18 protein-coding genes are annotated in these 22,152 nt (G+C 72.7%); 10 read left to right on the top strand and 8 right to left on the bottom strand.

The features are described 5' to 3' along the window. The first annotated feature begins 116 nt into the window (after positions 1-116). A complete protein-coding gene (locus tag ACWCSV_RS19825; RefSeq protein WP_451143902.1) occupies positions 117-1,982 on the top strand; it encodes a serine hydrolase in 1,866 nt (621 codons plus the stop codon). Positions 1,983-2,069: 87 nt separating this feature from the next. On the opposite strand, the gene ACWCSV_RS19820 is transcribed toward ACWCSV_RS19825, so the two are convergent. After that, positions 2,070-3,638: a phytoene desaturase family protein gene (locus ACWCSV_RS19820; RefSeq protein WP_451143900.1), complete on the bottom strand. Its 1,569-nt coding sequence runs from the start codon at positions 3,636-3,638 to the stop codon at positions 2,070-2,072. A 474-nt stretch (positions 3,639-4,112) separates the two neighbouring features. On the opposite strand from ACWCSV_RS19820, the gene ACWCSV_RS19815 reads away from it, so the two are divergent. Continuing rightward, positions 4,113-5,099 (top strand): phosphotransferase family protein, encoded by a 987-nt coding sequence (locus ACWCSV_RS19815; RefSeq protein WP_451143896.1) that lies wholly within the window; start codon positions 4,113-4,115, stop codon positions 5,097-5,099. A gap of 5 nt (positions 5,100-5,104) precedes the next feature. Beyond that, positions 5,105-6,454 carry an MATE family efflux transporter gene (locus tag ACWCSV_RS19810; RefSeq protein ID WP_451143894.1) on the top strand — a complete coding sequence of 450 codons (1,350 nt, stop codon included), beginning with the start codon at positions 5,105-5,107 and terminating at the stop codon, positions 6,452-6,454. Here the strand turns inward: ACWCSV_RS19810 and ACWCSV_RS19805 are convergent. From ACWCSV_RS19805 to ACWCSV_RS19795, 3 genes are all read right to left on the bottom strand, one after another. Continuing rightward, on the bottom strand, positions 6,435-7,055 hold the full coding sequence (locus ACWCSV_RS19805) for a TetR/AcrR family transcriptional regulator (RefSeq protein ID WP_451143892.1): 621 nt from the start codon (positions 7,053-7,055) through the stop codon (positions 6,435-6,437). The genes ACWCSV_RS19810 and ACWCSV_RS19805 overlap by 20 nt on opposite strands. 345 nt (positions 7,056-7,400) lie before the next feature. Further along, a complete protein-coding gene (locus ACWCSV_RS19800) occupies positions 7,401-7,832 on the bottom strand; it encodes a DUF6083 domain-containing protein (protein ID WP_451143890.1) in 432 nt (143 codons plus the stop codon). Between the two features lie 171 nt (positions 7,833-8,003). After that, entirely contained in the window at positions 8,004-10,310 is a 2,307-nt protein-coding gene (locus tag ACWCSV_RS19795; RefSeq protein ID WP_451143888.1) for a tetratricopeptide repeat protein, read from the bottom strand. Positions 10,311-10,637: 327 nt separating this feature from the next. Here ACWCSV_RS19795 and ACWCSV_RS19790 point away from each other — a divergent pair, with 327 nt between their 5' ends. The 5 genes from ACWCSV_RS19790 (at position 10,638) to ACWCSV_RS19770 (ending at position 16,111) form a co-directional block, all read left to right on the top strand. Next, positions 10,638-10,778 (top strand): hypothetical protein, encoded by a 141-nt coding sequence (locus tag ACWCSV_RS19790; RefSeq protein ID WP_451143886.1) that lies wholly within the window; start codon positions 10,638-10,640, stop codon positions 10,776-10,778. Then, positions 10,775-11,101, top strand: a complete 327-nt coding sequence (locus ACWCSV_RS19785; RefSeq protein ID WP_451143884.1) for a DUF6221 family protein — start codon at positions 10,775-10,777, stop codon at positions 11,099-11,101. Before ACWCSV_RS19790 ends, ACWCSV_RS19785 begins: the two co-directional genes overlap by 4 nt. Before the next feature lie 639 nt (positions 11,102-11,740). After that, the gene (locus ACWCSV_RS19780) at positions 11,741-14,068 is read left to right on the top strand and encodes an MMPL family transporter (protein ID WP_451143882.1); all 2,328 of its coding nucleotides are present in this window, start codon (positions 11,741-11,743) and stop codon (positions 14,066-14,068) included. Positions 14,069-14,186: 118 nt separating this feature from the next. Continuing rightward, positions 14,187-15,446, top strand: a complete 1,260-nt coding sequence (locus tag ACWCSV_RS19775) for a sensor histidine kinase (protein ID WP_451143880.1) — start codon at positions 14,187-14,189, stop codon at positions 15,444-15,446. Continuing rightward, positions 15,443-16,111 carry a response regulator gene (locus ACWCSV_RS19770; RefSeq protein WP_451143878.1) on the top strand — a complete coding sequence of 223 codons (669 nt, stop codon included), beginning with the start codon at positions 15,443-15,445 and terminating at the stop codon, positions 16,109-16,111. Before ACWCSV_RS19775 ends, ACWCSV_RS19770 begins: the two co-directional genes overlap by 4 nt. Before the next feature lie 72 nt (positions 16,112-16,183). On the opposite strand, the gene ACWCSV_RS19765 is transcribed toward ACWCSV_RS19770, so the two are convergent. After that, on the bottom strand, positions 16,184-17,359 hold the full coding sequence (locus tag ACWCSV_RS19765; protein ID WP_451143876.1) for a methyltransferase: 1,176 nt from the start codon (positions 17,357-17,359) through the stop codon (positions 16,184-16,186). Between the two features lie 71 nt (positions 17,360-17,430). After that, entirely contained in the window at positions 17,431-17,655 is a 225-nt protein-coding gene (locus tag ACWCSV_RS19760; protein ID WP_327173923.1) for a hypothetical protein, read from the bottom strand. 291 nt (positions 17,656-17,946) lie between these two features. Between ACWCSV_RS19760 and ACWCSV_RS19755 the strand changes: the two genes are divergently transcribed. Next, on the top strand, positions 17,947-18,771 hold the full coding sequence (locus tag ACWCSV_RS19755; RefSeq protein ID WP_451143873.1) for an endonuclease I family protein: 825 nt from the start codon (positions 17,947-17,949) through the stop codon (positions 18,769-18,771). Between the two features lie 86 nt (positions 18,772-18,857). On the opposite strand, the gene glsA is transcribed toward ACWCSV_RS19755, so the two are convergent. Both glsA and ACWCSV_RS19745 read right to left on the bottom strand, forming a co-directional pair. Beyond that, a complete protein-coding gene (gene glsA, locus ACWCSV_RS19750; RefSeq protein WP_451144054.1) occupies positions 18,858-20,276 on the bottom strand; it encodes a glutaminase A in 1,419 nt (472 codons plus the stop codon). A 32-nt stretch (positions 20,277-20,308) separates the two neighbouring features. Continuing rightward, positions 20,309-20,848, bottom strand: coding sequence for a DUF1269 domain-containing protein (locus tag ACWCSV_RS19745; RefSeq protein WP_451143871.1), 540 nt, complete (start codon positions 20,846-20,848; stop codon positions 20,309-20,311). Positions 20,849-21,020: 172 nt separating this feature from the next. Between ACWCSV_RS19745 and ACWCSV_RS19740 the strand changes: the two genes are divergently transcribed. Then, on the top strand, positions 21,021-22,136 hold the full coding sequence (locus ACWCSV_RS19740) for a baeRF3 domain-containing protein (RefSeq protein ID WP_451143869.1): 1,116 nt from the start codon (positions 21,021-21,023) through the stop codon (positions 22,134-22,136). Positions 22,137-22,152: the final 16 nt, after the last annotated feature.

Here is a 22,152-nt window from a genome sequence, read left to right as displayed (position 1 = left end):
CCCGTACGGAACGGCGGCGACAGTACCCTCTCCCTCGGCAACAAGTTTCACCATCGGACGGGCTTTCGAAAGTTACTTTCACGCGAGTGTCGGACACGGACCGAGAGGGGTCATGGATGACCGGGGACACGAAGGGTTTCGGGATCGGCCGGCGGAGGCTGGGCGGCGGGATACTCGCACTCGGCGGGGCGCTCGCCCTGGCGCCGCTCCCCCTCGCGGGCGTGGCGGCGGGCGCCGAGCCCGCCACGGGGGCCTCCGGGGCGGAGGCCCAGGACCCACGGGCGGGAACGGGAGCCGGTATGGCGGCAGCGACGGAGCGGCACACCCTGCGCCGGGGCTCGGCCGGGCGGGCCGGGCTGATCGAGGAGCAGCTGGACGCGCTCGTCGACGTGGCCAGAACCTTTCTGGAGGACTCCCCCAGCCACCCGTGGTACGCCGGGGCGGTTCTGCTCGCGGCGCGCGGCGGTACGGTCGCCCTGCACACGCCGATCGGGATGGCGGTCCGGTACGCGTCGTACGACGAGAAGACCGACTCCGGCGTGGAGTTCCCCGCCGACCAGCAGGTGCCGATGACCGAGGACACCGTCTTCGACCTGGCCTCCGTGTCCAAGCTCTTCACCTCGATCCTCGCGGTGCAGCAGATCGAGCGCGGCCGGCTCACGCTGGAGGCCACGGTCGCCTCGTACCTGCCCGAGTTCGCCGGCGGCGGCAAGAGTGAGGTGACGGTTCGTCAACTACTCACCCACACCTCGGGTTTCCGGTCCTGGATCCCGCTCTACAAGGCGCCGACCCGGGAGGGGAAGCTCCAGCTCCTCTGGGACGAGACGCTCCTCGACGCCCCGGGCACGGCGTACCTCTACTCCGACCTCAACCTGATCTCGCTCCAGCTGATCCTGGAGAAGGTCACCGGCCGCACGCTCGACGTCCTGCTCCGGGACGAGATCACCGGACCCCTCGGGATGCGCCGCACCCGCTACAACCCGCCCGCGTCCTGGCTCCCGGACATCGCGGCCACGGAGGACGCCCGGCTGCCGTGGTCCGGGCTGGACCGGGGACTCGTCCGGGGAGAGGTGCACGACGAGAACGCGTACTCCCTGGGCGGGGTCGCCGGGCACGCGGGGGTCTTCTCCCGCGCCTGGGACCTGGCGATTCTCGCCCGTACGCTGCTCAACGGCGGAATCTACGGGCGGGCCCGCATCCTGTCCGAGGAGTCGGTCGAGCTGATGTTCACCGACTTCAACACCGCGTTCCCCGGGGACGCGCACGGGCTGGGGTTCGAACTCCACCAGCACTGGTACATGGGCGCCATGGCCACTCCCCGCACGGCGGGGCACACCGGGTTCACCGGAACCAGCCTGGTGATCGACCCGACGACCGACTCCTTCCTGATCGTGCTCGGCAACTCCGTCCATCCTGTGCGCAGTTGGCGTTCGGGCAGCGCTCCGCGCGTCGCCACCGCCGACCGGATGGCGCGGGCCGTCGCGGTCCGCCCGGCGCACGGGCGCACCGCGTGGTTCTCCGGGATGGCGAGTTCCTCCAGCGCCCTGCTGACGCTTCCCGCCCTGCGCCCCGTCTCCGGCCGGGCCCGGCTGGAGTGCTCGCTCTGGTGGGACACCGAGCCGGACTCGGACGCGCTGTACCTGGAGGTGTCGGCCGACGCGGGCGCCGGATGGCAGCCGCTTCCGTTCTCCACCGTGCCCGCCTCCCCCGGGGCGCACGGGACACCGGCCACACACCCAACGGGGACGGTGACGGGCTGGTCCGGGCGGGTCTGGCACACCCTGACCGCCGGTCTCGGTGCCTGGCGCGGTCAGGAGATCCTGCTGCGCTGGCGGTACGCGACGGACAAGCTCTACGTGGGGCGCGGGGTGTACGCCGACGCGATCCGGGTGACCGATACGGGCCGGGTGCTCTTCGACGAGACCCGCCCGGCCGACGCGGCCCGCATCGCGGCGATCGGCTGGGCCCCCTCGGCCGGCTGAGCAGCGGACCGCGCAACGCACCGAGCAGCTCACCGAGCGGCGCCATGGTGCGCGTGCGCGGTGACCGGCGCTCCCGGTGGTCCCCCGTCAGCGCCCCAGCGCGGCCATCGCCGCGTTGTGGCCGGGGACCCCGGAGACCCCGCCGCCGCGCACCGCACCCGCGCCGCACAGCAGGACGTTGGCGTGCGCCGTCTCGACGCCCCAGCGGCCGGTCCGCCCGGTGGCGTACGGGAACGAGAGGTCCCGGTGGAAGATGTGGCCGCCGGGCAGGCCCAGTTCGCGCTCCAGGTCGAGCGGGGTCTTCGCCTCGATGCAGGGGGCGCCGTTCCCGTCGCGGGCGAGGCAGTCCGCGATCGGCTCCTCCAGGTGGGCGTCCAGCTGCGCCAGGGTGGCGGCGAGGAGGGCCTCGCGGGCACCCGCGTTGTCGGCGGCGAACAGCCGGGCGGGGGTGTGCAGCCCGAAGAGGGTGAGGGTGTGGAAGCCGCGCTCCGCGAGTCCGGGGCCCAGGATCGACGGATCGGTCAGGGAGTGGCAGTAGATCTCGGACGGCGGCGCGCTCGGCAGCCGTCCTTCCGCCGCCTCGCGGTGGGCGAGGGCCAACGCGTCGTATCCCTCGGCGATGTGGAAGGTGCCGCCGAAGGCCGCACGGGGGTCGACGGACCGGTCGCGCAGCCGGGGCAGCCGGGTGAGCAGCATGTTCACCTTGAGCTGGGCGCCCTCGGCCGGGGCGGGCGGGCCGTCGCCGGGTTCCCCGGTGAGGGCGGCGAGCGCCTGGGGCGAGGCGTTGACGAGGACCCGGCGGGCGGCGACGGTGTACTCGCCCCGGTCGTCGCGGACGGTGACCTCGGCGGCCGTGCCGTCCGTCTCGATCCGCACCGCCTCGTGCCGGGTGCGGATCTCGGCACCGGCCGACCGCGCCGCGTCGGCGAGTGCGTCGGTGAGGGCGCCCATGCCGCCGACGGGGACGTCCCAGTCGCCCGTACCGTTGCCGATGACGTGGTAGAGGAAGCAGCGATTCTGGCGCAGCTCCGGGTCGTGGGCGTCGGCGAACGTCCCGATCAGCGCGTCGGTCAGCACGACTCCGCGCACCAGGTCGTCGGCGAACCGCTCCTCCACGGCGATGCCGAGCGGTTCCTCGAACAGCGCCCGCCAGGCTTCGTCGTCCCCCACCCGCTTCCGCAACCCGGCCCGTTCGGGCAGGGGTTCGGTGAGGGTGGGGAAGACGCGTTCGGCCACCCGCCGCGTCATGCCGTAGAACCGCCGCCAGGCGTCGTACTCGCGGTCGCCGCCGGTGAGCGCGGCGAAGCTCTCCCTGGTGCGGCCGTCGCCGACGAGCAGCCCGGTGGCCGCCCCGCCGCGCACGGTGGGGGTGTACGAGGAGACGGTGCGCCGCCGGGTGGTGAAGCGGAGCCCGAGGTCGCGGACGACCTTGTCCGGCAGCAGGGACACCAGGTAGGAGTACCGGGAGAGCCGGGCGTCGACCCCGGCGAACGGGCGGGTGGAGACGGCCGCGCCGCCGGTCGTCCCCAGCCGCTCCAGCACGAGGACGGACTGCCCTGCCCCGGCGAGATACGCCGCGGCCACCAGGCCGTTGTGGCCGCCGCCCACGATCACGGCGTCGTAACTCTTCTGCGTCGGGTTCCGGGGTGCGGTCATCCGTCTTGGTAGCACGGGACGGCCGCGCCCGGCCAGATGTGCGCGAGGCGGGCGCGGCTCGCGGGCTCCCCGGGCGGGCCGGCTCCGGCAGCACGCCCCTCACCGCACACCCGCCGTGACCGAGGTGATCCGCGGGAGCGTCCGGCTCCCCCGCAAGGCGGCGGGGCGGCCCGCGCCCGCACCCCGCGGCCTGCTCGACCCCGCGCCATCCCGTCCGCCCCGCCCGGTCACTGGGCGGTCCCGCTGCCGTCTCGGCGCACCGGGACGGCAGCGGCCATGGGTCCGACCGTGACCCGTCGTTCGGCTCGCGGATCCGGGTGCCCAGAAATCCGCCCTCACCCCCTGGTGGAGAATTTCTAACACGTGGTAAGTATTTGGGACGCCTGCCGAGGACGCTGCGGCCGGCCGCGCATGGGGGCCTCGCCCCTTCCCCTGCGGAGACACCACCGACACGCCGATGACGAAGGAACGATTGTGGAGAGCATTACCAAGAACAGGCAGTCTCCCGAGGTGCTGTGCGCCATGATCGAGCGCGCCTACGGGGCCGGGCAGGTCCCGGCCGGGGACGGATGGGCGAGCGAGCTGGGGCACGGCTGGTTCAACGTCGCCTACCGCATCCGTCTGCGCGATGGCGCCGAGGTCGTGCTGAAGATCGCCCCGCCCTCCGGTGTGGAGGTGATGACCTACGAGCACGGCGCCATGTCGATCGAACTGACCACGCTGGACCTGCTGCGCACCCGGACCACCGTCCCCGTGCCCGCCGTCGACTTCGCCGACCAGAGCCGCGAGCTGTGCGACGCCGACTACTTCTTCATGCCGTACGTCGACGCCGACAACCTCGGCATCATCGCCGAGTCGCTTCCCACGGCCGAGCGGGACGCCTTGATGGAGCAGCTCGGCGCGTTCAACCGGGAGATCAACTCCGTCCGAGGTCAGCACTTCGGCCCGCTGGCCGGGCCGGGACATGCCACCTGGCGGCAGGCGTTCACCACGATGATCGAGAACGTGCTCGTCGACGGCGAGCGCCGGGGCGTCGACATCGGCTGGGAGTACGACACCGTGCGTGCGGTCGTGGCCGAACAGGCCGGCAGCCTCGACGAGGTCACCGAAGCCCGCCTGGTGGAGTGGGATCTGTGGGCGAGCAACGTCATGGTCCGCGACGACAGGATCGTCTGCGTCATCGACCACGAACGCGCCTTCTACGGCGACCCCTTGATCGAGGCCGGCTTCACCGGCGACCAGATGGCCGCCTTCGGCGACTCGGGCCCCTTCATGCGCGGCTACGGTCGTGGCGAGCTGACCGGAACCGAGCGGACCCGCCGCCGCCTGTACTGCCTCTACCTGGCACTGATCATGGTCATCGAAACCGTGTACCGCGGGCACACCGACACCCACCAGTACGACTGGGCACGCCCTCGCGTCGACGAGGCCATGGCTCTGCTCGGCCGCACCCGCCAGTGACTTCCGTGCAGGCGGTTCCCGCCACCGACCACACGACCCGGCTCGGCACCGATCCGATAGCCCGGCTGTTGTGGCGCTCCTGCACCCAGACGACCGCCGCTGTGGGCGTGTACGGCATCTACGCCCTCACCAACGCCTGGTTCGTCGGCCGCGGCGCGGGGGACACCGCCATGGCCGCGGTCAACCTGGTCGCCCCCCTGCTGCTGCTCCTGGGCGCGGTGTCCACCACCGTCGGCGCGGGCGGCGCCTCCCTGGTCTCCCGGGCCCTGGGCGCGGGAGACCACCGGGCCGCCGCCCGCGCGGCGGGCAACTCCTTCGCCCTCTTCTGGGCCTGCGCCGCGGCCACCACCCTGCTCGGCCTGGCGTTCCTGAGCCCGCTGCTCACCCTGCTCGGCGCCACTGGCGAACTGGGTGCGACCGCCCGCCCCTATGCCGTGGTGCTGCTGTGCGGGGCCCTGGTGTCCACCGGCTTCTCCAGCCTCGTGCGAGCCGAAGGCCGCATGGGGTTCTCCACCCTGCTGTGGCTCGTGCCCGTCGCCGTACAGATCACCCTGGACCCGCTGCTCATCTTCGGCTTCGACATGGGTGTACGGGGCGCCGCGCTCGGCACCGTCGGCGGCCAGGCCGTGTCCGCGGCGATGAGCCTGTGGTTCTTCTCCGTACAGAAAGGCCGCCCCTACCGCATCGGCCTGCGGGACCTGCTGCCCCACGGCTCGACGCTGCGCGCCCTGCTGGGCGTCGGCCTGCCCTCGTTCCTGGCCGGCACGGGTGTCACACTCCTGGCCGTTCTCGTCAACGCCACCCTCGCGGCCACCGGGTCGGCCACCGCGCTCGCCGCCTACGCCGTCTGCGCCCGCCTGCAGACCTTCGTCATGATGCCGCACACCGGCATCAGCCAGGGGCTGCAGCCCATCGTCGGCTACAACACCGGACGCGGCCTCCCCGGCCGCGCGCTCAAGGCCCGCGACTACTCGCTGATCGCCTCCGTGCTGTACGGGCTGATCACCGCCGCCGCCCTCGCGGCGCTGGCCAGGCCCCTGGCCGGCCTGTTCCTCAGTGATGCCGACACCACCACCGCCGCCGGACAGGCGCTGCCGGTGATCGCGATCGGGCTCACCGTCGCCGGAATCGGCCCGCTGGTAGTGGCCTACGCCCAGTCACTGGGCCGCCCGGCACCCGCGTACCTCATCTCCATCGGCAGCCTGCTCCTGATCAAGGTTCCTCTGATCGCCGCCCTGGGCCGACTGGGCACCACAGGCGTCTGGGCCGCTCTGGCAGCCGGCGAAGTGGCCACCGCCGCTGTAGCCCTCCTGCTGCTGTGGCGCCTGCGCACCCCTACGCCGAAGGCTCCTTGAGGAGCAGCTCAACGTGGGAACGCAGCACCCCCGCCATGTCCACCTCATCCGGACTGGTCAGCCACTGCACCTGCAACCCGTCCATCAGCGCCACGAAACCGGCCGCCGCCACCCGGGGGTCGACCCCCTCCCGCAACGCCCCCTGCTCCGCCAGCTCCCGCAACGCACGGTGCACATACTCCCGCGTCGTCCGGTAGTGATCCGTGAAGTACTGGTGGGCGGGATGATCCTCGGAGAACGCCTCCGCCGCGACACGCGTGTACAACTCCACGATGCCCGGATGCCGGGCGTTGTGATCGGCCAGGTCGACCAAGTGCCGCACCGCCGCCGTGGGAGAGTACTCCTTCGGTCCGAGCCGGGCGGTGTCCTCGTCGTCCCGACGCTCCAGCACCGCCGCCAGGAGCGCTTCACGGCTGGGAAAGTAGTAGTGGAGACCGACGTGGCTGATGCCCGCGCGCTTGGCGATCTCCCGCAGCGAAGCACCGTGGTAGCCCACGTCCGCGTACACCTCGGCAGCCGTCGTCACGATCTGCTCACGGCGTGCCCGCCCTTTTGCATACCCACGCGAAGACGCGGGCACCTCGACTTCCGCATCAGACATACCCCCATCATCGCAGCGGCAGTGATCGAAAGGCCGTGCACAGGGTGCCCCGGCGAGCTACAGGGCGATGCGAGCCGCCGTCCTCGGCGCATCCACCAGCGCCTCCGCGGCCGCGCCGCTGGTCTTGGAGGGAGACGAAGGTGCTCGGGCCGGTGAGGACGAGGGAGCGGCAGACGACCACCAGGGACAGCTTCACGGACGAGGCCACACCGTCCGCGCCGCGCACCGCACCCGGCGGAGGCCGTGCGGCGCGCCCTGGCCGCGCGGACCCGAACAGCACGGCCCCGACGGGAACCACCGCCTGCCGGGACCCGGTCGCCACGCCCGGGCCGTCATGACGCTTCGTCAGTGACCGGCCGCCGCGGGCCCGTCCTCCGGGAGGTCGAAGAGCCGGCCCGTCCTGTCCCTGTTCCTCTGCCGGTGCAGGGTGATCCAGGGCCCGAAGTCCCCCGGCCGGAGGCAGGGGCAGACGAGGCGGTGCGGGATGTGGCACTGGGCGCCCGGGAGGGGCTCGGCGTCCCAGAGGTTCATGGCGACGCCGCCCGGCGTGATGGTCCAGCGGTCGTGCGGAGGGACCGTGTGGGCGGGGACGATCACGCGCGGTTCGAGGAGAACCCAGTGGCCGTCGTAGTGCGTGGGGTAGCGGTCCTGAGGGAGGTCGCAGAAGGGACAGTCGGGCGGGTAGGGCGGGCGCGGGGCGGTGGCACCTTCGAGGAGGGCCTGGTAGATGTGGTCGGCACTGTCCGGTCCTGGCGCGGTATTTCCGGTATCCCCCATGTATCCAGGGTCCGGACGCGCCGTCGGCTGCGGTAGGACGCGATCCGGCCGTGCCGGAGGGGCAAGGAGGGCACGGGTGGGACGCGAATCGCCCCACGGGTCGCACCGCTGCTCACCCGTTTCACCGGCACGGGCCGAACCCGTACCCCCGGAGGCACCCCCTCACCGGGGCTACGGCGCTCCGGGGTGGGGTGTCGCGGGAGGGGCAGGGGGCCGGTGGGGCTCGGCTAGCTGGGCTCCGGCGTCCAGCTGCTGGCGGCAGCGGGCCTCGTCGTCGCGGCTTGCCACCGCGTCGGGGTGGACGGGTCCGAGCACCCGGGTCCTGGCCTCGGCGACCCTCCGGTAGAGGACGAGCGCCTCCGCCCAGCGGCCGAGCCATCCGAGCGAGACCGCGATCTCGCGGCAGCTGACGAGGGTGTCGGGGTGGTCGGGCCCCAGGGTGCGTTCCCGCGCGGCGCACACCGTGCGCGCCTCGGCGAGCGCCTCTTCCCAGTGGCCGAGACGGCCGAGGTTGACGCCCAGCCCGTGCCGGGCCCGCAGCGTCTCCGGATCGTCGGGCCCGCTCACGCCCGTCCGGTCGTGGACGAGGGCGCGGTAGAGCTCCGCCGCTTCCGCGCCCCGTCCGAGGCGCCCGAGGCAGATGCCGATCTCGTGGCGGGTGGAGAGGGTGTCCGGATGGGTGGCCCCCAGTGCGAGGACCCGGCCCCGGGCGACCCGCGTGCAGGTGTCCAGCGCCTCCTGCCACCGCCCCGTCCGGCCGAGGGCGTGTCCCACTTCGAAGAGGGACACCAGGGTGTCCGGGTGGTCGGCGCCGAGCACCCGGGCGCGTGCGTCGGCGACCTCGCGGGACATCCGGTACGACTCCTCCGCGCGGCCCAGCCGGCCGAGGTTGAAGGCCATGTCGTGGCGGCAGCTCAGGGTGTCCGGGTGGTCGGGGCCGACCGTGCGCTCGCGCGCGGCGAGCACAGCCGCGTACGCCCGGTGCGCTTCGGCGTGCCGCCCGAGCCGTCCCAGTACGTACGCCGTCCCCTGGCGGGCCGCCAGGGTCTCCGGGTGGTCGGGACCGAAGGCCCTGGACCGGCCCTCGGAGACGTGGCCGAACTCCGCCAGCGCCTCGGTGTCGTACCCGGTGCGGCTGAGGCAGACGCCTCGCTCGTACCGGCTGGCGAGCACCTCCGGGTGGGCGGCCCCGAGCAGCCGGGCGCGCTCGGCCGCGACCGCGCGGTGGATCTCCTCCGCCTCGGCCCAGCGTCCGAGGCGCGAGAGGGCGAGACCGGACTCGTGGCGTCCGGTCAGGGACCGCAGCGCGTCGGCGGCCGGAACTCCGGGGGCGGGCTGGTGGGTTGCGGGGCGGAAGCCGGTCGTCCACGCGCCGGTGAGGGCTGCGGCGTGGTCGCCCGGTCCGGCGGCCCGGCGCTGCGTGCCGGTGGCGCTGCGGCCGGTGGTCATCGAGCGTGTCCAGTCGGGCAGTTGGCGCGTACCGGCGTCCGGGGGTGGCGTGGGCAGGGCGGGCGGGGGCAGTACGTAGCCGGCGGACGGGTGCGGCTCACGGCGGGCGGGTGGCAGCTCAGGGCGTGGGGCCGGGTCGGGGTACGGGTGTCCGGCGGGCCCGGTCTCCCGTACGTTCCCGGTCCGCGCGAGGGCGATCCGCCGCCGCAGCGAGCCGGCGTCCTCCGGGCGCTGTTCGGGGGATTTGGCGAGCAGGTCGAGCACCGTCCGCTCGAACGACTCGGGGAGTTCGGCGCGGTGGGCGCGCAGGGGACGGGGTGGTGTGTCGCGGTGGGCGACGAGGATGCCCCAGGCGTCGTCCAGGTCGAACGGCGGTACTCCGGTGGCGATTTCGTAGAGCACGCAGCCGAGCGAGTAGAGGTCGCTGCGGTGGTCGACGCCGACTCCGCCGATCTGCTCGGGCGACATGTAGTGGGGGGTGCCCATGGAGATGCCGGTACCGGTCAGCTTGGAGGTGAAGGCGGTGTCCTGGGCGAGGCGCGCGATGCCGAAGTCGCAGATCTTCACCGTGCCGTCGGTGAGCCGCATGATGTTGGCGGGTTTGAGGTCGCGGTGCACGATGCCCTGCCGGTGGGTGTAGCCGAGGGCGTCGGCCATCTGTTCGGCGATGTCGATCACGTCGTCGACGGGCAGGGCCCGCCGGCCGTTGTCCTCCAGGAGCTGACCGAGGTTGCGCCCTTCGAGGAGCTCCATCACCAGGTAGAGGACGCCCTCGTGTTCACCGAAGTCGTGGACGACGGTGACGCCCCGGTGCTGGAGGGCGGCGGCCACCCGGGCTTCGCGGCGGAACCGCTCCCGCAGGACACGGGCGAAGGAGCGGTCGTGGGGAGGGCCGGAGGGCTTGAGGCACTTGACGGCGACCTGGCGGCCCAACGACTCGTCGCGGGCCCGCCACACCTCGCCCATTCCGCCGCGCCCGATCAAGTCGAGCAGCTGGTACCGGCCCTGGATCAGCCTGGTCTCCGCCATGGTCCGCCGTCGCCCCCGTCGCTCCGCTGCATCCGCGCCCTCCCCCGGCCGTTCCAGTATGGCGGCCCGTCACGGAAGAGGGTGCGGGTCGGGGCCGCTCCCGGGGTCGAGTCTGGAGATCGCCGTCACGGTGCGGCAATGCGGCGGTTGCCGGCCCGCAGCGTGGGCGGTGGGGCACGGGCTCACGGCGTTCACGGGTCTCCTCTGCCGGGCTCTTCGGCGGCAACCACGAAATCGTATGACCGGGGTGCATCATGATGCGGCGTCCCAGGGACGCATCCCACGGCCACTCGCGAGGGACGCGGCTGGTCGTGACATCATCGGAGCATGGCCACGACCGAGAAGAAGTGCCAAGCGGCGCGCGCGGAACTCGCCGAGCTCGGAGCCGTCCACGAGGCGGCCGGCATCCCGCCGCTGCACGAAGGAACCGTCGTGAGCGTCGAGAACGCGGCCGGAGGCATCTCATGACCGACGCCCTGACGGCCTTCGTCCGCGCCCGCTTCGCCGAGGAGCTGGAGAAAGCCCGCTACGCCGGCGATGTGGTGACCAAGCAGCCCGATCGCTTCGGCGTCGAACCCGAGGACGCCGCGAAGCACGCTCGCTTCACCGCCGCCACGGCCGAGGTCCGTCTCGCGCTGCTGGAGGACACCGTGGTGCCGTACCTGGGGACCGCTGGGCCGGCCGGCCGGAATGCCGAGTACCAGCTCCGGCTCCTCGCCGCGCCCTACATCGAGCACCGCGACTACCCGCACGACCAGGAACCCGCCGGCCGGCCCGAGAGCTCCGCATGACCGAGGGGCTGCTGGCCCCTCTTCCAGGCTTACGGTTCCGGGGTCGGACCGGTGTTCCGTGGTGGGACGCACGCGTCGGGTGAGGGCCCGTGGGCCGTCGGGTGAGGGCCCGTGGGGCCGCGCCCACGGCCTGTTCCAACGGTGGCAACGGAACGGTACCCGCCTGGGGATCCTCACCCGGCTCCACGCTCCGGCCGGCGCGAAAGGCGCGGTCGTCCGGGCCCTGGTGATGACGTTCCCAGCAGGTGGCTCAGCAGGGAGTCACCTCCGTGTCGAATGTGCGCAGGCCCCAGGGTTCGACCGTGCCGTCGCACAGTTCCGCCAGGAACCGCACCGCCCCGCCTGCGTAGTGCCACCAAGCGCCGCCGCGGCCCGCCACGGTGACGAACCACTCCTGCGGGGTCTCTCCGCCCGCGCCTCAGCCGCGGTGAGCCTCGGGCACGGCGGGGAGCTGGTCGAGACCGGGAGCGGTTCCGGGGGCCCGGCATCACACGCCTGGGCCCGTACATCCGTACGACACCGGGCCGGCACGTACCACCAGCGCAGTAGGGCGGATGACGGCAGGCGCACGACGCCCGTCGGCGGCAGCCCGGAGAGAGTGGAGGAGTCCGCACCTCATCGACCGGAAGGCCCGCAACCGTGGCTCGCTTCCTTCACCGCCTTGGCCTCGGAGCCTTCCACAGGCGGCTGCTCGTGATCGCCCTGTGGGGGCTGGTCCTGGTCGGCGCCGCCGTCGGTTCCGCCGTCGCGCCGGAGGCCAAGGACTCCGCCACCACCATGCCGGGGATCGAGTCCCAGCAGGCCTACGACCTGATGGCGAAGCGCTTCCCCGGCGCGGCCTCGGACGGGGCCACCGCGCGCATCGTGTTCGTCGCACCGGACGGGGAACGCGTCACCACCGCCGAGAACCGGGCGGTCGTCGACGACACGGTGGCCGAAGCCGCCGGTGCCGAGGCGGTCGCCTCGGCCGTGGGCCCGTTCGCCGCGGACGCGGTCAGCGAGGACGGCTCCACCGCCTACGCGACGGTGACGTTCAAGGAGACCGCGAACGAGCTCACCGACGCGGAGAAGGCCCCCGTCCAGGACGCGATCGACGATGCCCGCGCGAGCGGGATGACCGTCGAGGTGGGCGGCGACGCACTGGCCGGCCAGGTGGAGTCGGGTGGTCCCGCCGAAGGCATCGGCATTCTGGTCGCCGCCGTGGTCCTGCTGATCACGTTCGGTTCGCTGGTGGCGGCCGGGCTGCCGCTGCTGACCGCCGTCGTCGGCGTCGGCGTGTCCGTGCTGGCGATCGGCGCCCTGGCCAGTACCTTCGGCCTCTCCTCGTCGACCAGCTCGCTGGCGTCCATGCTCGGCCTCGCGGTCGGTATCGACTACGCCCTGTTCGTCGTCTCCCGCTACCGCGAGGAGCGCGGCAAGGGCCGCGGTGCCCGGGAAGCCACCGGCACGGCGGTCGGAACGGCCGGCTCCGCGGTCGTCTTCGCCGGCCTCACCGTGATCATCGCCCTCGCGGGCCTGTTCGTCGTCGGCATTCCCACCCTGACCACCATGGGCTTCGCCGCGGCGGGAGCGGTCGCCGTCGGCATCCTGATCGCGCTCACCCTGGTCCCCGCCCTGCTCGGTTTCTGGCCGGACACCGTGCTGTCGCGCCGGCTGCGCAAGGCCGCACGGCGGGCGAGGAAGGCGGCACTGCGTACCGCCGCGCCGGGTGAGGGGCGCCGTGCCCGCCGGCGCGCCGCCGCCCGGGCGGCCGATGCCGCCGTCGCCGCCGCGTCCGCCGAAACCGTCCACGCGAAGCCGGCGGAGAACGGTGGCAGCCGCTGGGCCCGCTTCGTCACCCGCCGCCCGCTGCCGGTCCTGATCGCGTCGGTGATCGGCCTGGGCGTCATCGCCCTGCCCGTGCTGGATCTGCAGCTGGGCATGCCGGGTGCCGAGTCGAAGTCCGTGGCGACCACGGAACGCCGGGCGTACGACGCGCTGGCCGAGGGCTTCGGCCCCGGCTTCAACGGTCCGCTCACCATCGTCGTGGACGCCCAGGGCGCGTCCGATCCGCGGAACGCGGTGGCGGGCATCCACGACCGCCTGGCCGGGACGCAGGGCGTGGAATCGGTGTCCGCGCCCCGCTTCAACGCCGCCGGTGACACCGCCGTCCTGTCGGCGGTGCCCTCCACCAGCCCCACCGACAAGGCCACCGTCGAGCTGGTCGACACCATCCGCGGCGACCGGGGCGCGATCGAGGACGGCACCGGAGCCACCTTCGAGGTGACCGGGACGACCGCGCTCAACATCGACGTCGCCCAGAAGATCCAGGACGCCCTCGTTCCCTATCTGATCCTCATCGTGGGTCTCGCCCTGCTCCTGCTGATGATGGTCTTCCGCTCGGTGCTCGTCCCCCTGAAGGCCACGCTCGGCTTCCTCCTCTCGGTACTGGCCGCGCTGGGTGCCGTGGTGGCCGTCTTCCAGTGGGGCTGGGCCGCCGGTCTGCTCGGCGTGGAGCAGGCCGGACCGATCATGAGCATGATGCCGATCTTCCTGGTGGGCATCGTCTTCGGCCTGGCGATGGACTACGAGGTCTTCCTCGTCTCCCGTATCCGCGAGTCACACGTACGCGGCGAGAGCCCGAAGCAGGCCGTCGTCAGTGGTTTCCGCACCAGCGGGCGCGTGGTCGTCGCCGCCGCGCTGATCATGATGTCGGTCTTCGCGGGCTTCGTGACCGCCGACGAGTCGATGGTCAAGACGATCGGGTTCGGACTGGCGATCGCCGTGCTCTTCGACGCCCTCGTCGTCCGGATGGCCTTCGTACCCGCGGTCCTCGCCCTCCTCGGACGCTGGGCCTGGTGGCTGCCGGAGCCGCTGGCCAGGATCCTGCCGAAGGTCGACGTGGAAGGCGAGAAGCTCGCCGGACCGGCCGAGGCGGCGGAAGCCGGGTCCGGAACGTCCTCGGAGCGGGAACCCGCCGGAGTCTGAGGCGGACGGAAAGGCCGTAGCGGCTGCGGGCTGCCCGTGTCCCCGCGATACGGGCAGCCCGCTCGCGACCGCTCACGAGGGAGATCATCATGAGATGGACATCTGAAGGAGGCCGCTGATGAAGGCTCGGCCCCTCGTCACGCGCTGGGAGAAGTTCGTACGGCGGCGCACCCCGGTAGCCGATGCCGTTCTCGCCCTCTGCCTGTTCGCGGTGACGGTCACCGCCGGCGTCGCCACCAGCACGCATCCGGAGGACGGCAGCCAGTGGATCTGGGGCGCGGTGCTCGGCGGCGTGGGAAGTCTGGCCCTGCCGGCCCACCGCCGGCACCCGCGCGGCACGGTCGTGGTCACCGCCGTGTCCGCGGCCGTGGCCACGTCCCTGGGGTTCCTGCTGACGCCGCTGGTCCTCGGTCAGCTGATGGTGTCGCTGTACTTCTTCGCGCGGGACGGGGACCGGCACGAGGCCTTCCGGTGGGCGGCCGGAGTCACCGTGCTGCTGGTGGCCGTGTCGCTGCTGGAGGACACGGCGAACTACTCCTTCGTGCTCCAGACCGTCAATCCGGTCGCATGGCTGCTGCTGATGCCGTACATGGGAGGCGCCGTCCAGTTGCGCCGGGCGTACCTCGAAGCGGTGGAGGCGCGAGCCGTGTTCGCCGAACGGACCCGCGAGGAGGAGGCCAGGCACCGGGTGGACGAGGAACGCATCCGCATCGCCCGCGATCTGCACGACGTCGTCGCCCACCACATGACGCTGGCGAACGCGCAGGCGGGCACCGCCGCGTATCTCGCCCGCCGCAACCCGGACCCGCGGGTCACCCGCGTTCTCGAAGATCTCGCGGGAACCACGTCGGCCGCGCTGCGGGAGCTCAAGGCGACGGTGGCGGTGCTCAGGGAGGCCGGTGACACCGATTCACCCCTCGAACCGGCCCCGGGTCTGGCGGACCTGCCCGCACTCGCGGAGTCGTTCGCGGCCACGGGGGTCCGGGTGACCCTGCGCGCCGAGGGGCAGCCGCTCCCGGTCTCGTCCGGGGTCGGCCTCACCGCGTACCGGATCGTCCAGGAAGCGCTGACGAACGCGGCCAAACACGCGCACACCGACGCGGCTACCGTGACCTTGCGCTACCACCGCGACCGCATCGTCGTGACCGTCACCGACGACGGCCCCGCCGGGGCCTTCGAAGCGGCGGGCCCGGAAGAACCGGCCGGGGCACCCTCGGGGTTCGGACTGCTCGGCATGCACGAGCGCGCCCAGCTCGTCGGCGGCACCCTGACCGCGGGACGCCGGGGAACCGGCTTCTCGGTGGTGGCGGAACTCCCGCTGCTGCCGGGCGAGCTGAGCGCGAACGGCCCTTCTCCCGAACAGGAACCCACCACGTGACCTGCACCGTACTGCTGGCGGACGATCAAGGCCTGCTGCGCGCGACGTTCCGCATGCTCATCGACTCCACGGACGACCTCGTGGTCGTCGCCGAGGCGTCGGACGGCGCGGCGGCCGCCGCGGCGGTGCGCGCCCACCGCCCCGACGTGGTCCTGATGGACATCCGCATGCCGGGAACCGACGGACTGGCGGCCACCGAGGTCATCTGCTCGGACCCCGATCTGGCCCCGACCCGGGTCCTGATCCTGACCACCTTCGAGACCGACGAGTACGTGGCCCGGGCACTGCGCGCCGGGGCGAGCGGGTTTCTCGGGAAGGACGCGGACCCCGACACCCTGCTCGACGCGATCAGGACCGTGGCCGCGGGGGAGGCACTCCTGTCACCGACGGCGACCCGCTCACTGATCGCCTCGTTCGTCGGTACGCCGCCGCCCTCGCCGCCCGCCGACGCGGACGCGCTGGCGGGGCTCACTCCCCGGGAGCGGGAGGTGGCGGTACTGGTCGCCGAGGGGCTCTCGAACCACGAGATCGCCGACCGTCTCGTCCTGAGCCCACTGACCGTACGCACCCACGTGCACCGCACGCTCGCGAAGACGCACTCCCGCGACCGGGCGCAACTCGTCGCCCTGGCCTACCGCACGGGGCTGGTCCGGCCGCCCACGTGACCCGGCGCCGGGCCCCGGGCCGTGTCCGGCCATGCCCGTCGCCGGCGGGCGGTGTCCGGCACGGCCCGGGGGTCAGCGCTTCACGGCGCGCAGGACCACGAACTTCGGGTCGCCGGCGACGGTGGTGCAGTTGCCGAAGATCCGGCGCAGCTGCGTGTGGTACCCGAGGTGCCGGTTGCCGACGACCCACAGCTCGCCGCCCTGCCGCAGTGCGGTGCGCGCCCCGTGGAACATGTTCCGGGCGGTGGCGTCGGTGGTGGCCAGGTGGGAGTGGAAGGGCGGGTTGGTGAGGACCAGGTCCACGCTGCCGGGTTCGATGTCCGCCAGCGTGTCTCCGACGAGGAACGAGGCCTCGCGGCCCGGTTCCGTACCCGCCCGGAAGGTCTCCTCGGCGGAGGCGACGGCCTGGTACGACTCGTCGGTGAAGACGACGGAGGCGTCCGGGTTGGCGAGTGCCGCTGCGAGGCCGACGACTCCGTTGCCGCAGCCGAGGTCGACGACCCGGTCGGGGCCGGAGCGCGTGGGCAGGTGCTTCAGGAAGAAGCGGGTGCCGATGTCGAGCCGTTCGGCGCAGAAGATGCCGGCGTGGTTGACGACCGTCCGGCCGGCGGCGGTCCCGATGTCGGTGGGGAGCTCGTACCGCAGCGGCCAGGGGCTGGGCGTGCGGGACAGGGCCGGGTCGGGGGTCGAGAAGATCAGCCGGGCCTTGCGGACCGCGAGCGAGGTGCGGGTCGGGCCGACGATGCGCTCGAAGAGCTTGAGCGTGGAGGTGTGGATCTCCTTGACCATGCCCGCGCCGATGACCACGGTGCCCTCGTGGAGGGAGGGCGCGAGGCGGTGGAGCTGGTCCTCCAGGAACGCGAGGCTCTTGGGTACGCGTACGAGCAGGACGTCGATCCGGTCCGGCGGGGTGTCGCGCGACGACAGCAGGCGCACCGCTTCGGGGTCGATGCCGTTGCGGGCGAGGTTCGCGCGGGTGGCGCACTGCGCCAGATAGGAGTCGGCGATCTGTACGGGCCGGTCCCCGGCCAGCACCGTGGAGAGAGCGCCCCAGCGGTCGCCCACCACCACGACGGTGCCGGAGAGGTCCACCGGCCCGGCGGGTCCGGCGGCACCGGGCTCCGCCGGTCCCTCCAGCCTGGAGAGGAGGTACTCGTCGGCCGCGTCCCAGGCGCGGAAGGGGTCGCGCGGGTGCTCAGGAAAACGGGCCAGGTCGACGGGGCCCTGTGACGTCGTCAAACAGTTCATTGTGCGTTCAGGCTAACCCGGGCGGGAGCACCCGCCGCGCCGAGCGCTTCCCGCCCCGGAGCCCGGTGGTCTCAGGGAAGTCGCTTGTCGATGGCCGATCGCCCTTCCTCGGCGATTTTGCGCCGGGCCCACTCGAGACTCTCCGGTGTCACGTCCCGGCCCGAGGCGAGGACCAGGTCCTCGGCGCTGGGACGGTCGCTCGCTCCGGTATGGAGCAGCCGGTCCGGCGTGACCTCTTCCGGCGTGATCGCCTGCGCGTCACGCGTGAGGTATATGGATTCGGGATCTTGGCTCATGCCGCCTCCTCGTCCTTTCCGGCAATTCTCGCGCCGCGACGCGGCACGCGCATCCGAGACCCTCACCGGGAGGGTTGGGGAATTCGCCGGTACGCCTGATGCGGAAGTGACCGGTGGGACCGACCCCCACTTGACCTGCACATGGCCATCACTTTCTGTTCATGCATGAGGTACGGCGCGTATGGAAGGCTGCCGGGCAGATCGCCCTTCGTATGGCTGCCATGCCCCCTCCCTCCCCCACGAACCAGAGGGTGGCCGCAGTCCTTTCGCGTCCCGGAGAGGACACCCCACATGTCCCGTCGCCCCATAATCTACGCGCGTCCACTCGTGGCGGCCCTCGCCGCCGTCACCGTTCTCACCGGCACCGCCGCGGCCACCCCCGGCAAGGACACCCCGGCGCCCGCCGCCTCGGCCACCGCGTCCGCCACCCTCGACGACACCTACTACGCGAGCGCCCTCGGCAAGTCCGGCACCGCCCTCAAGGCGGCGCTGCACACGATCATCAAGAGCCAGACCAAGGTCTCGTACAGCCAGGTCTGGGAAGCGCTCAAGGACACCGACGAGGACCCCGCCAACCCCGGCAACGTCATCCTGCTGTACACCGGCGAGTCCCGGCCCGAGGACGACAACGGCGGAAACGTCGGCCAGTGGAACCGCGAGCACGTCTGGGCCAAGTCCCACGGCGACTTCGGCACGGCGACAGGACCCGGCACCGATCTGCACCACCTGCGGCCGGCCGACGTCCAGGTCAACTCCATCCGGGACAACAAGGACTTCGACAACGGCGGCGGCCAGGTGTCGGGTGCTCCGGGCAACTACACCGACACCGACTCCTTCGAACCCCGCGACGCGGACAAGGGCGACGTCGCCCGGATGATCCTCTACATGGCGGTGCGCTACGAGGGCGACGACGCGTGGGCCGACCTGGAGCCCAACGAGAAGGTGAACAACGGCTCGGCACCGTACATCGGCAAGCTCTCCGTACTGAAGGCGTGGAGCCAGGAGGACCCCCCGAGCGCCTTCGAGAAGAACCGCAACGAGGTCATCTACTCCCAGTACCAGCACAACCGGAACCCGTTCATCGATCACCCGGAGTGGGTCGAGTCGATCTGGTAGGCCTGTCCGTCCGGTAGGCCTGTCCGTCCGGTGAATCCGTCGATCCCGGATGGCCGGAGCACGGCCGGGCGGCGGGCCGTCGTCGTTCAGGACCGCCGCCCGTCGCCCTCCCTCGCGCACCGCGCGACGGCCTCGGCGCGCGAGGGGAAGCTCGGCGGATCCACGAGCGGCGGACCGCCGTCCGGCGGGGCGTCGCCGCCGGACGGACCGTCACCAGCGGCCGGGGCGCCTTCGCCACCGGGCGGGGCGCCCAGCCTGCCGGCCGGGTCGGCGAGGGCCACGTGGTGGCCGGCCCGCTCCAGCCGGGCCAGCCCCTGACGGAGCATCGCGTACGCCACCGGCTCGATCCCGTTCACCTGACGCAGGTCCAGGACCACGGACGGGGCACCCCCGGAGGCGGCCTCGTCGAGTCCGTACAGCACGCGTTCAGCAGCGGTGAAGTCCAGCGCCCCCTGCGCGGCCACGACCGCCACCCGCCCCCTCTCCCCCGGACCGCTGCCGGGCGGCGGGTCCTCCCCCGTGGTGACGAGCGTGACGGTGGAGCCGGGCAGCGCGGGGTTGAGCATCAGGTGGAGCCCGAGGCGTTCCGAGAGGGCGGCGAAGGCGGACCGCCCGCGCACGGAGGTCCCGGCGGCGTCGAGCGGCGGGCTGTACGAGGCGAGTCCGAACCGCGCGGGCCCGGCGGCGATCAGGCCGCCCGACACCCCGCTCTTGGCCGGCAGCCCCACCCGTAGCAGCCACTCCCCCGACGCGTCGTACATCCCGCAGGTCGCCATGACGGCCAGCACCCGGGCCGCGACCTCATCGGTCACCACCCGGTCGCCGGTGACGGGGTTGACGCCGCCGTGGACCAGGGTGGCCGCCATGACCGCGAGGTCCACGGCGGTCACCCGAACCGCGCACTGACGGAAGTACGTCTCGGTGGCGGTGACGGGGTCGACGGGGAGCCGGCCGGCGCTGCGGATGAGGTAGGCGAGCGCCCGGTTGCGGTCGCCCGTCTCGGACTCGGAGCGGTACACCGCTTCGTCCACGTCCAGGGCCCGTCCGGCGAACCGGCCCAGGAACGCCAGGATGCGCTCGAACCGCGGACGGTCCGGGGTGTCGGGGACCAGCGAAGAGGTCACCAGGGCGCCCGCGTTGACCATGGCGTTGGCGGGCCGGCCGGTCCCGTGCTCCAGGTTGATGGCGTTGAACGCCTCGCCGCTGGGCTCCGCGCCGACCCAGGCGGACACCTCGTCCAGTCCCCGTTCGGCCAGGGCCAGGGCGTAGACGAAGGGCTTGGAGACGGACTGCACGGTGAACGGCGTGCGCGCCTCGCCGGCACTGTAGAGATGCCCGTCCATGCTGACCAGCGCGAGACCGAAGGCATCCGGGTCGGCCCGGGTCAACTCGGGTATGTACGAGGCCACTTCGCCATGCCGGATCCCGGCGAACCGTGCGCGCAGCTCACCGAGCGCGGCGGTGACCGCTCCGGCCGCCCCCGCTCCGGCACCGTCGGAGGGCAACGGCACCCCGGGCGGCCCGGCATCTGCGGGACTCACCGGCCGCCGCCACCGGGACCGTCACCCTCGGCGTCCTCGGCGTCCTCGGCGTCCTCGGCGAAGACGCTGCGGAGCCTCTCCTCACTCGCGGCATCCAGGTTGCTGTGGAGCAGTTCGGCGCCTCCGCCGGGAAGCGCCGCGCCGATGCGGTCGGTGATCTCGTCCCTGGTGAGCAGGAAGAGCGCCGAAGTCCCCGGCGTGACCTGCTCCTTGACCTCGTTGATGAAGTCGTCGTCGATCCCGACGTCGGCGAGTCTTCCGCCGAGCGCACCGGCGGCGGCACCGATGGCCGCGCCGAGCAGCGGCATCAGGAAGAGCAGCCCGAAGAGCAGTCCCCAGAACGTGCCGCCGAGGGCCCCTGCGCCGACCAGGCTGCGGAGTTGCCGGGTGCGGGGTTTGGTGCGTCCGGCGGGCCAGCTGACCACCGCCGCGTCGATGATTTTGATCAGTCCCTCCTTCTGCAGGGACGTGAGCGCCGCCTCGACGTTCTCCGCCGCGTCCGCGGTCCGGAACTTCCACACGGTGAGGGTGGACATACCGCTACCTCCCGAACCCCCCGAGCACGACACCGGCTAATTGGCTCATATTAGGATCAAAAGGTATGAATTGACTCGTCGGGCCATCCGTCCCCAGGTACGGGGAACGGCCCGGGCCCCGCGGGACACCGCGCCGGGCCCTCCACCGGAATCGAACCCCTGGGAGGGAACGATGGACACGGACGCCCTGACCACCGGAGTGCTCAAGGAATTGCGGGCGACCCGCGCCTATCCGGTCCTGTCCCTGACGATGCCCACCCACCGCCGCGCCCCGGACAACGCCCAGGACGCCGTACGGCTGCGCAATATGGTCGCGGAGGCCACGAACCGGCTGGAGGCCGATCCGCGGGTGTCGCGCGAGACCGCCGCCGCGCTGCGGGCGCAGCTGGACCGCGCGGTCGCCGAGGTGGACGCGCGCGGGGCGCTGGAGTCGCTGGTGCTCCTCGTGAGCACGGAGGAGTACCAGATCTGGCAGTTGCCGCGTACAGCTCCCGAGCGGGTGGTGCTGAGCGACACGTACCTGACCCGCAACCTGGTGGCGGCCAAGGCGCAGTCCCAGCCGTACTGGGCGCTGACCGTCGCCGCCGACCACGCGGCCCTCTGGGGCGGCACCGCGGACTCCGTGCACCTGGAGGAGAAGGGCGGGTTCCCGCTGACCGCTCCGAGCGAGGCGCCGAATCCGCAGCGGATGGAGCGGATCGGCGACACTCCGAGCACGTACACCGACGAGGAGACCCGCCAGTTCCTCCGTACGGTCGACGAGAAGCTGCGGGCCGTACTCGCCGCGGACCCCCGGCCCCTGTACCTGGTGGGGCTGCCGCCCGCGCTCGCACTGCTGGACGGTGCCGGCGAGGGCGCCCACGCGGCGGTCGGCCGGGTCGCCAAGGGTGCCCCGGCCGACATCTCGCCCTCCGCCCTGCTGGCGGAGCTCGGTGCGGCGATGGCGGAGCACGCGGAGCGCCGCGCCGCCGAGGTACGCGGCCGGCTGGACGGCGCTCGCGGGGCCAAGACCTTCGCGGGCGGGCTCGACGAGGTGTGGACCGCCGTGCGGGAGGGCCGTGCCGGGCTGGTCGTGGTGGAGGAGCACTATCAGGAGACGGCGCGCACGGCCGAAGGCCACCTCGTGCCGGTGGGCGACGAGGAGGTGGCGCCGGGCGACGCGACGGTGCGCGAGGACGTGGTGGACGAACTGGTCGAGGCGGCCCTGGACAGCGGCGCCGAGGTCGTGTTCCTCCCGGACGACACCCTGAACGAGCACCACCGGATCGCGGCGGTGCTGCGCTACTGAGCGGTGCCGTACGAAG

This window comes from Streptomyces sp. NPDC001770 (genome assembly GCF_053596135.1).
This window is presented reverse-complemented; position numbering and strand designations above follow the sequence as displayed.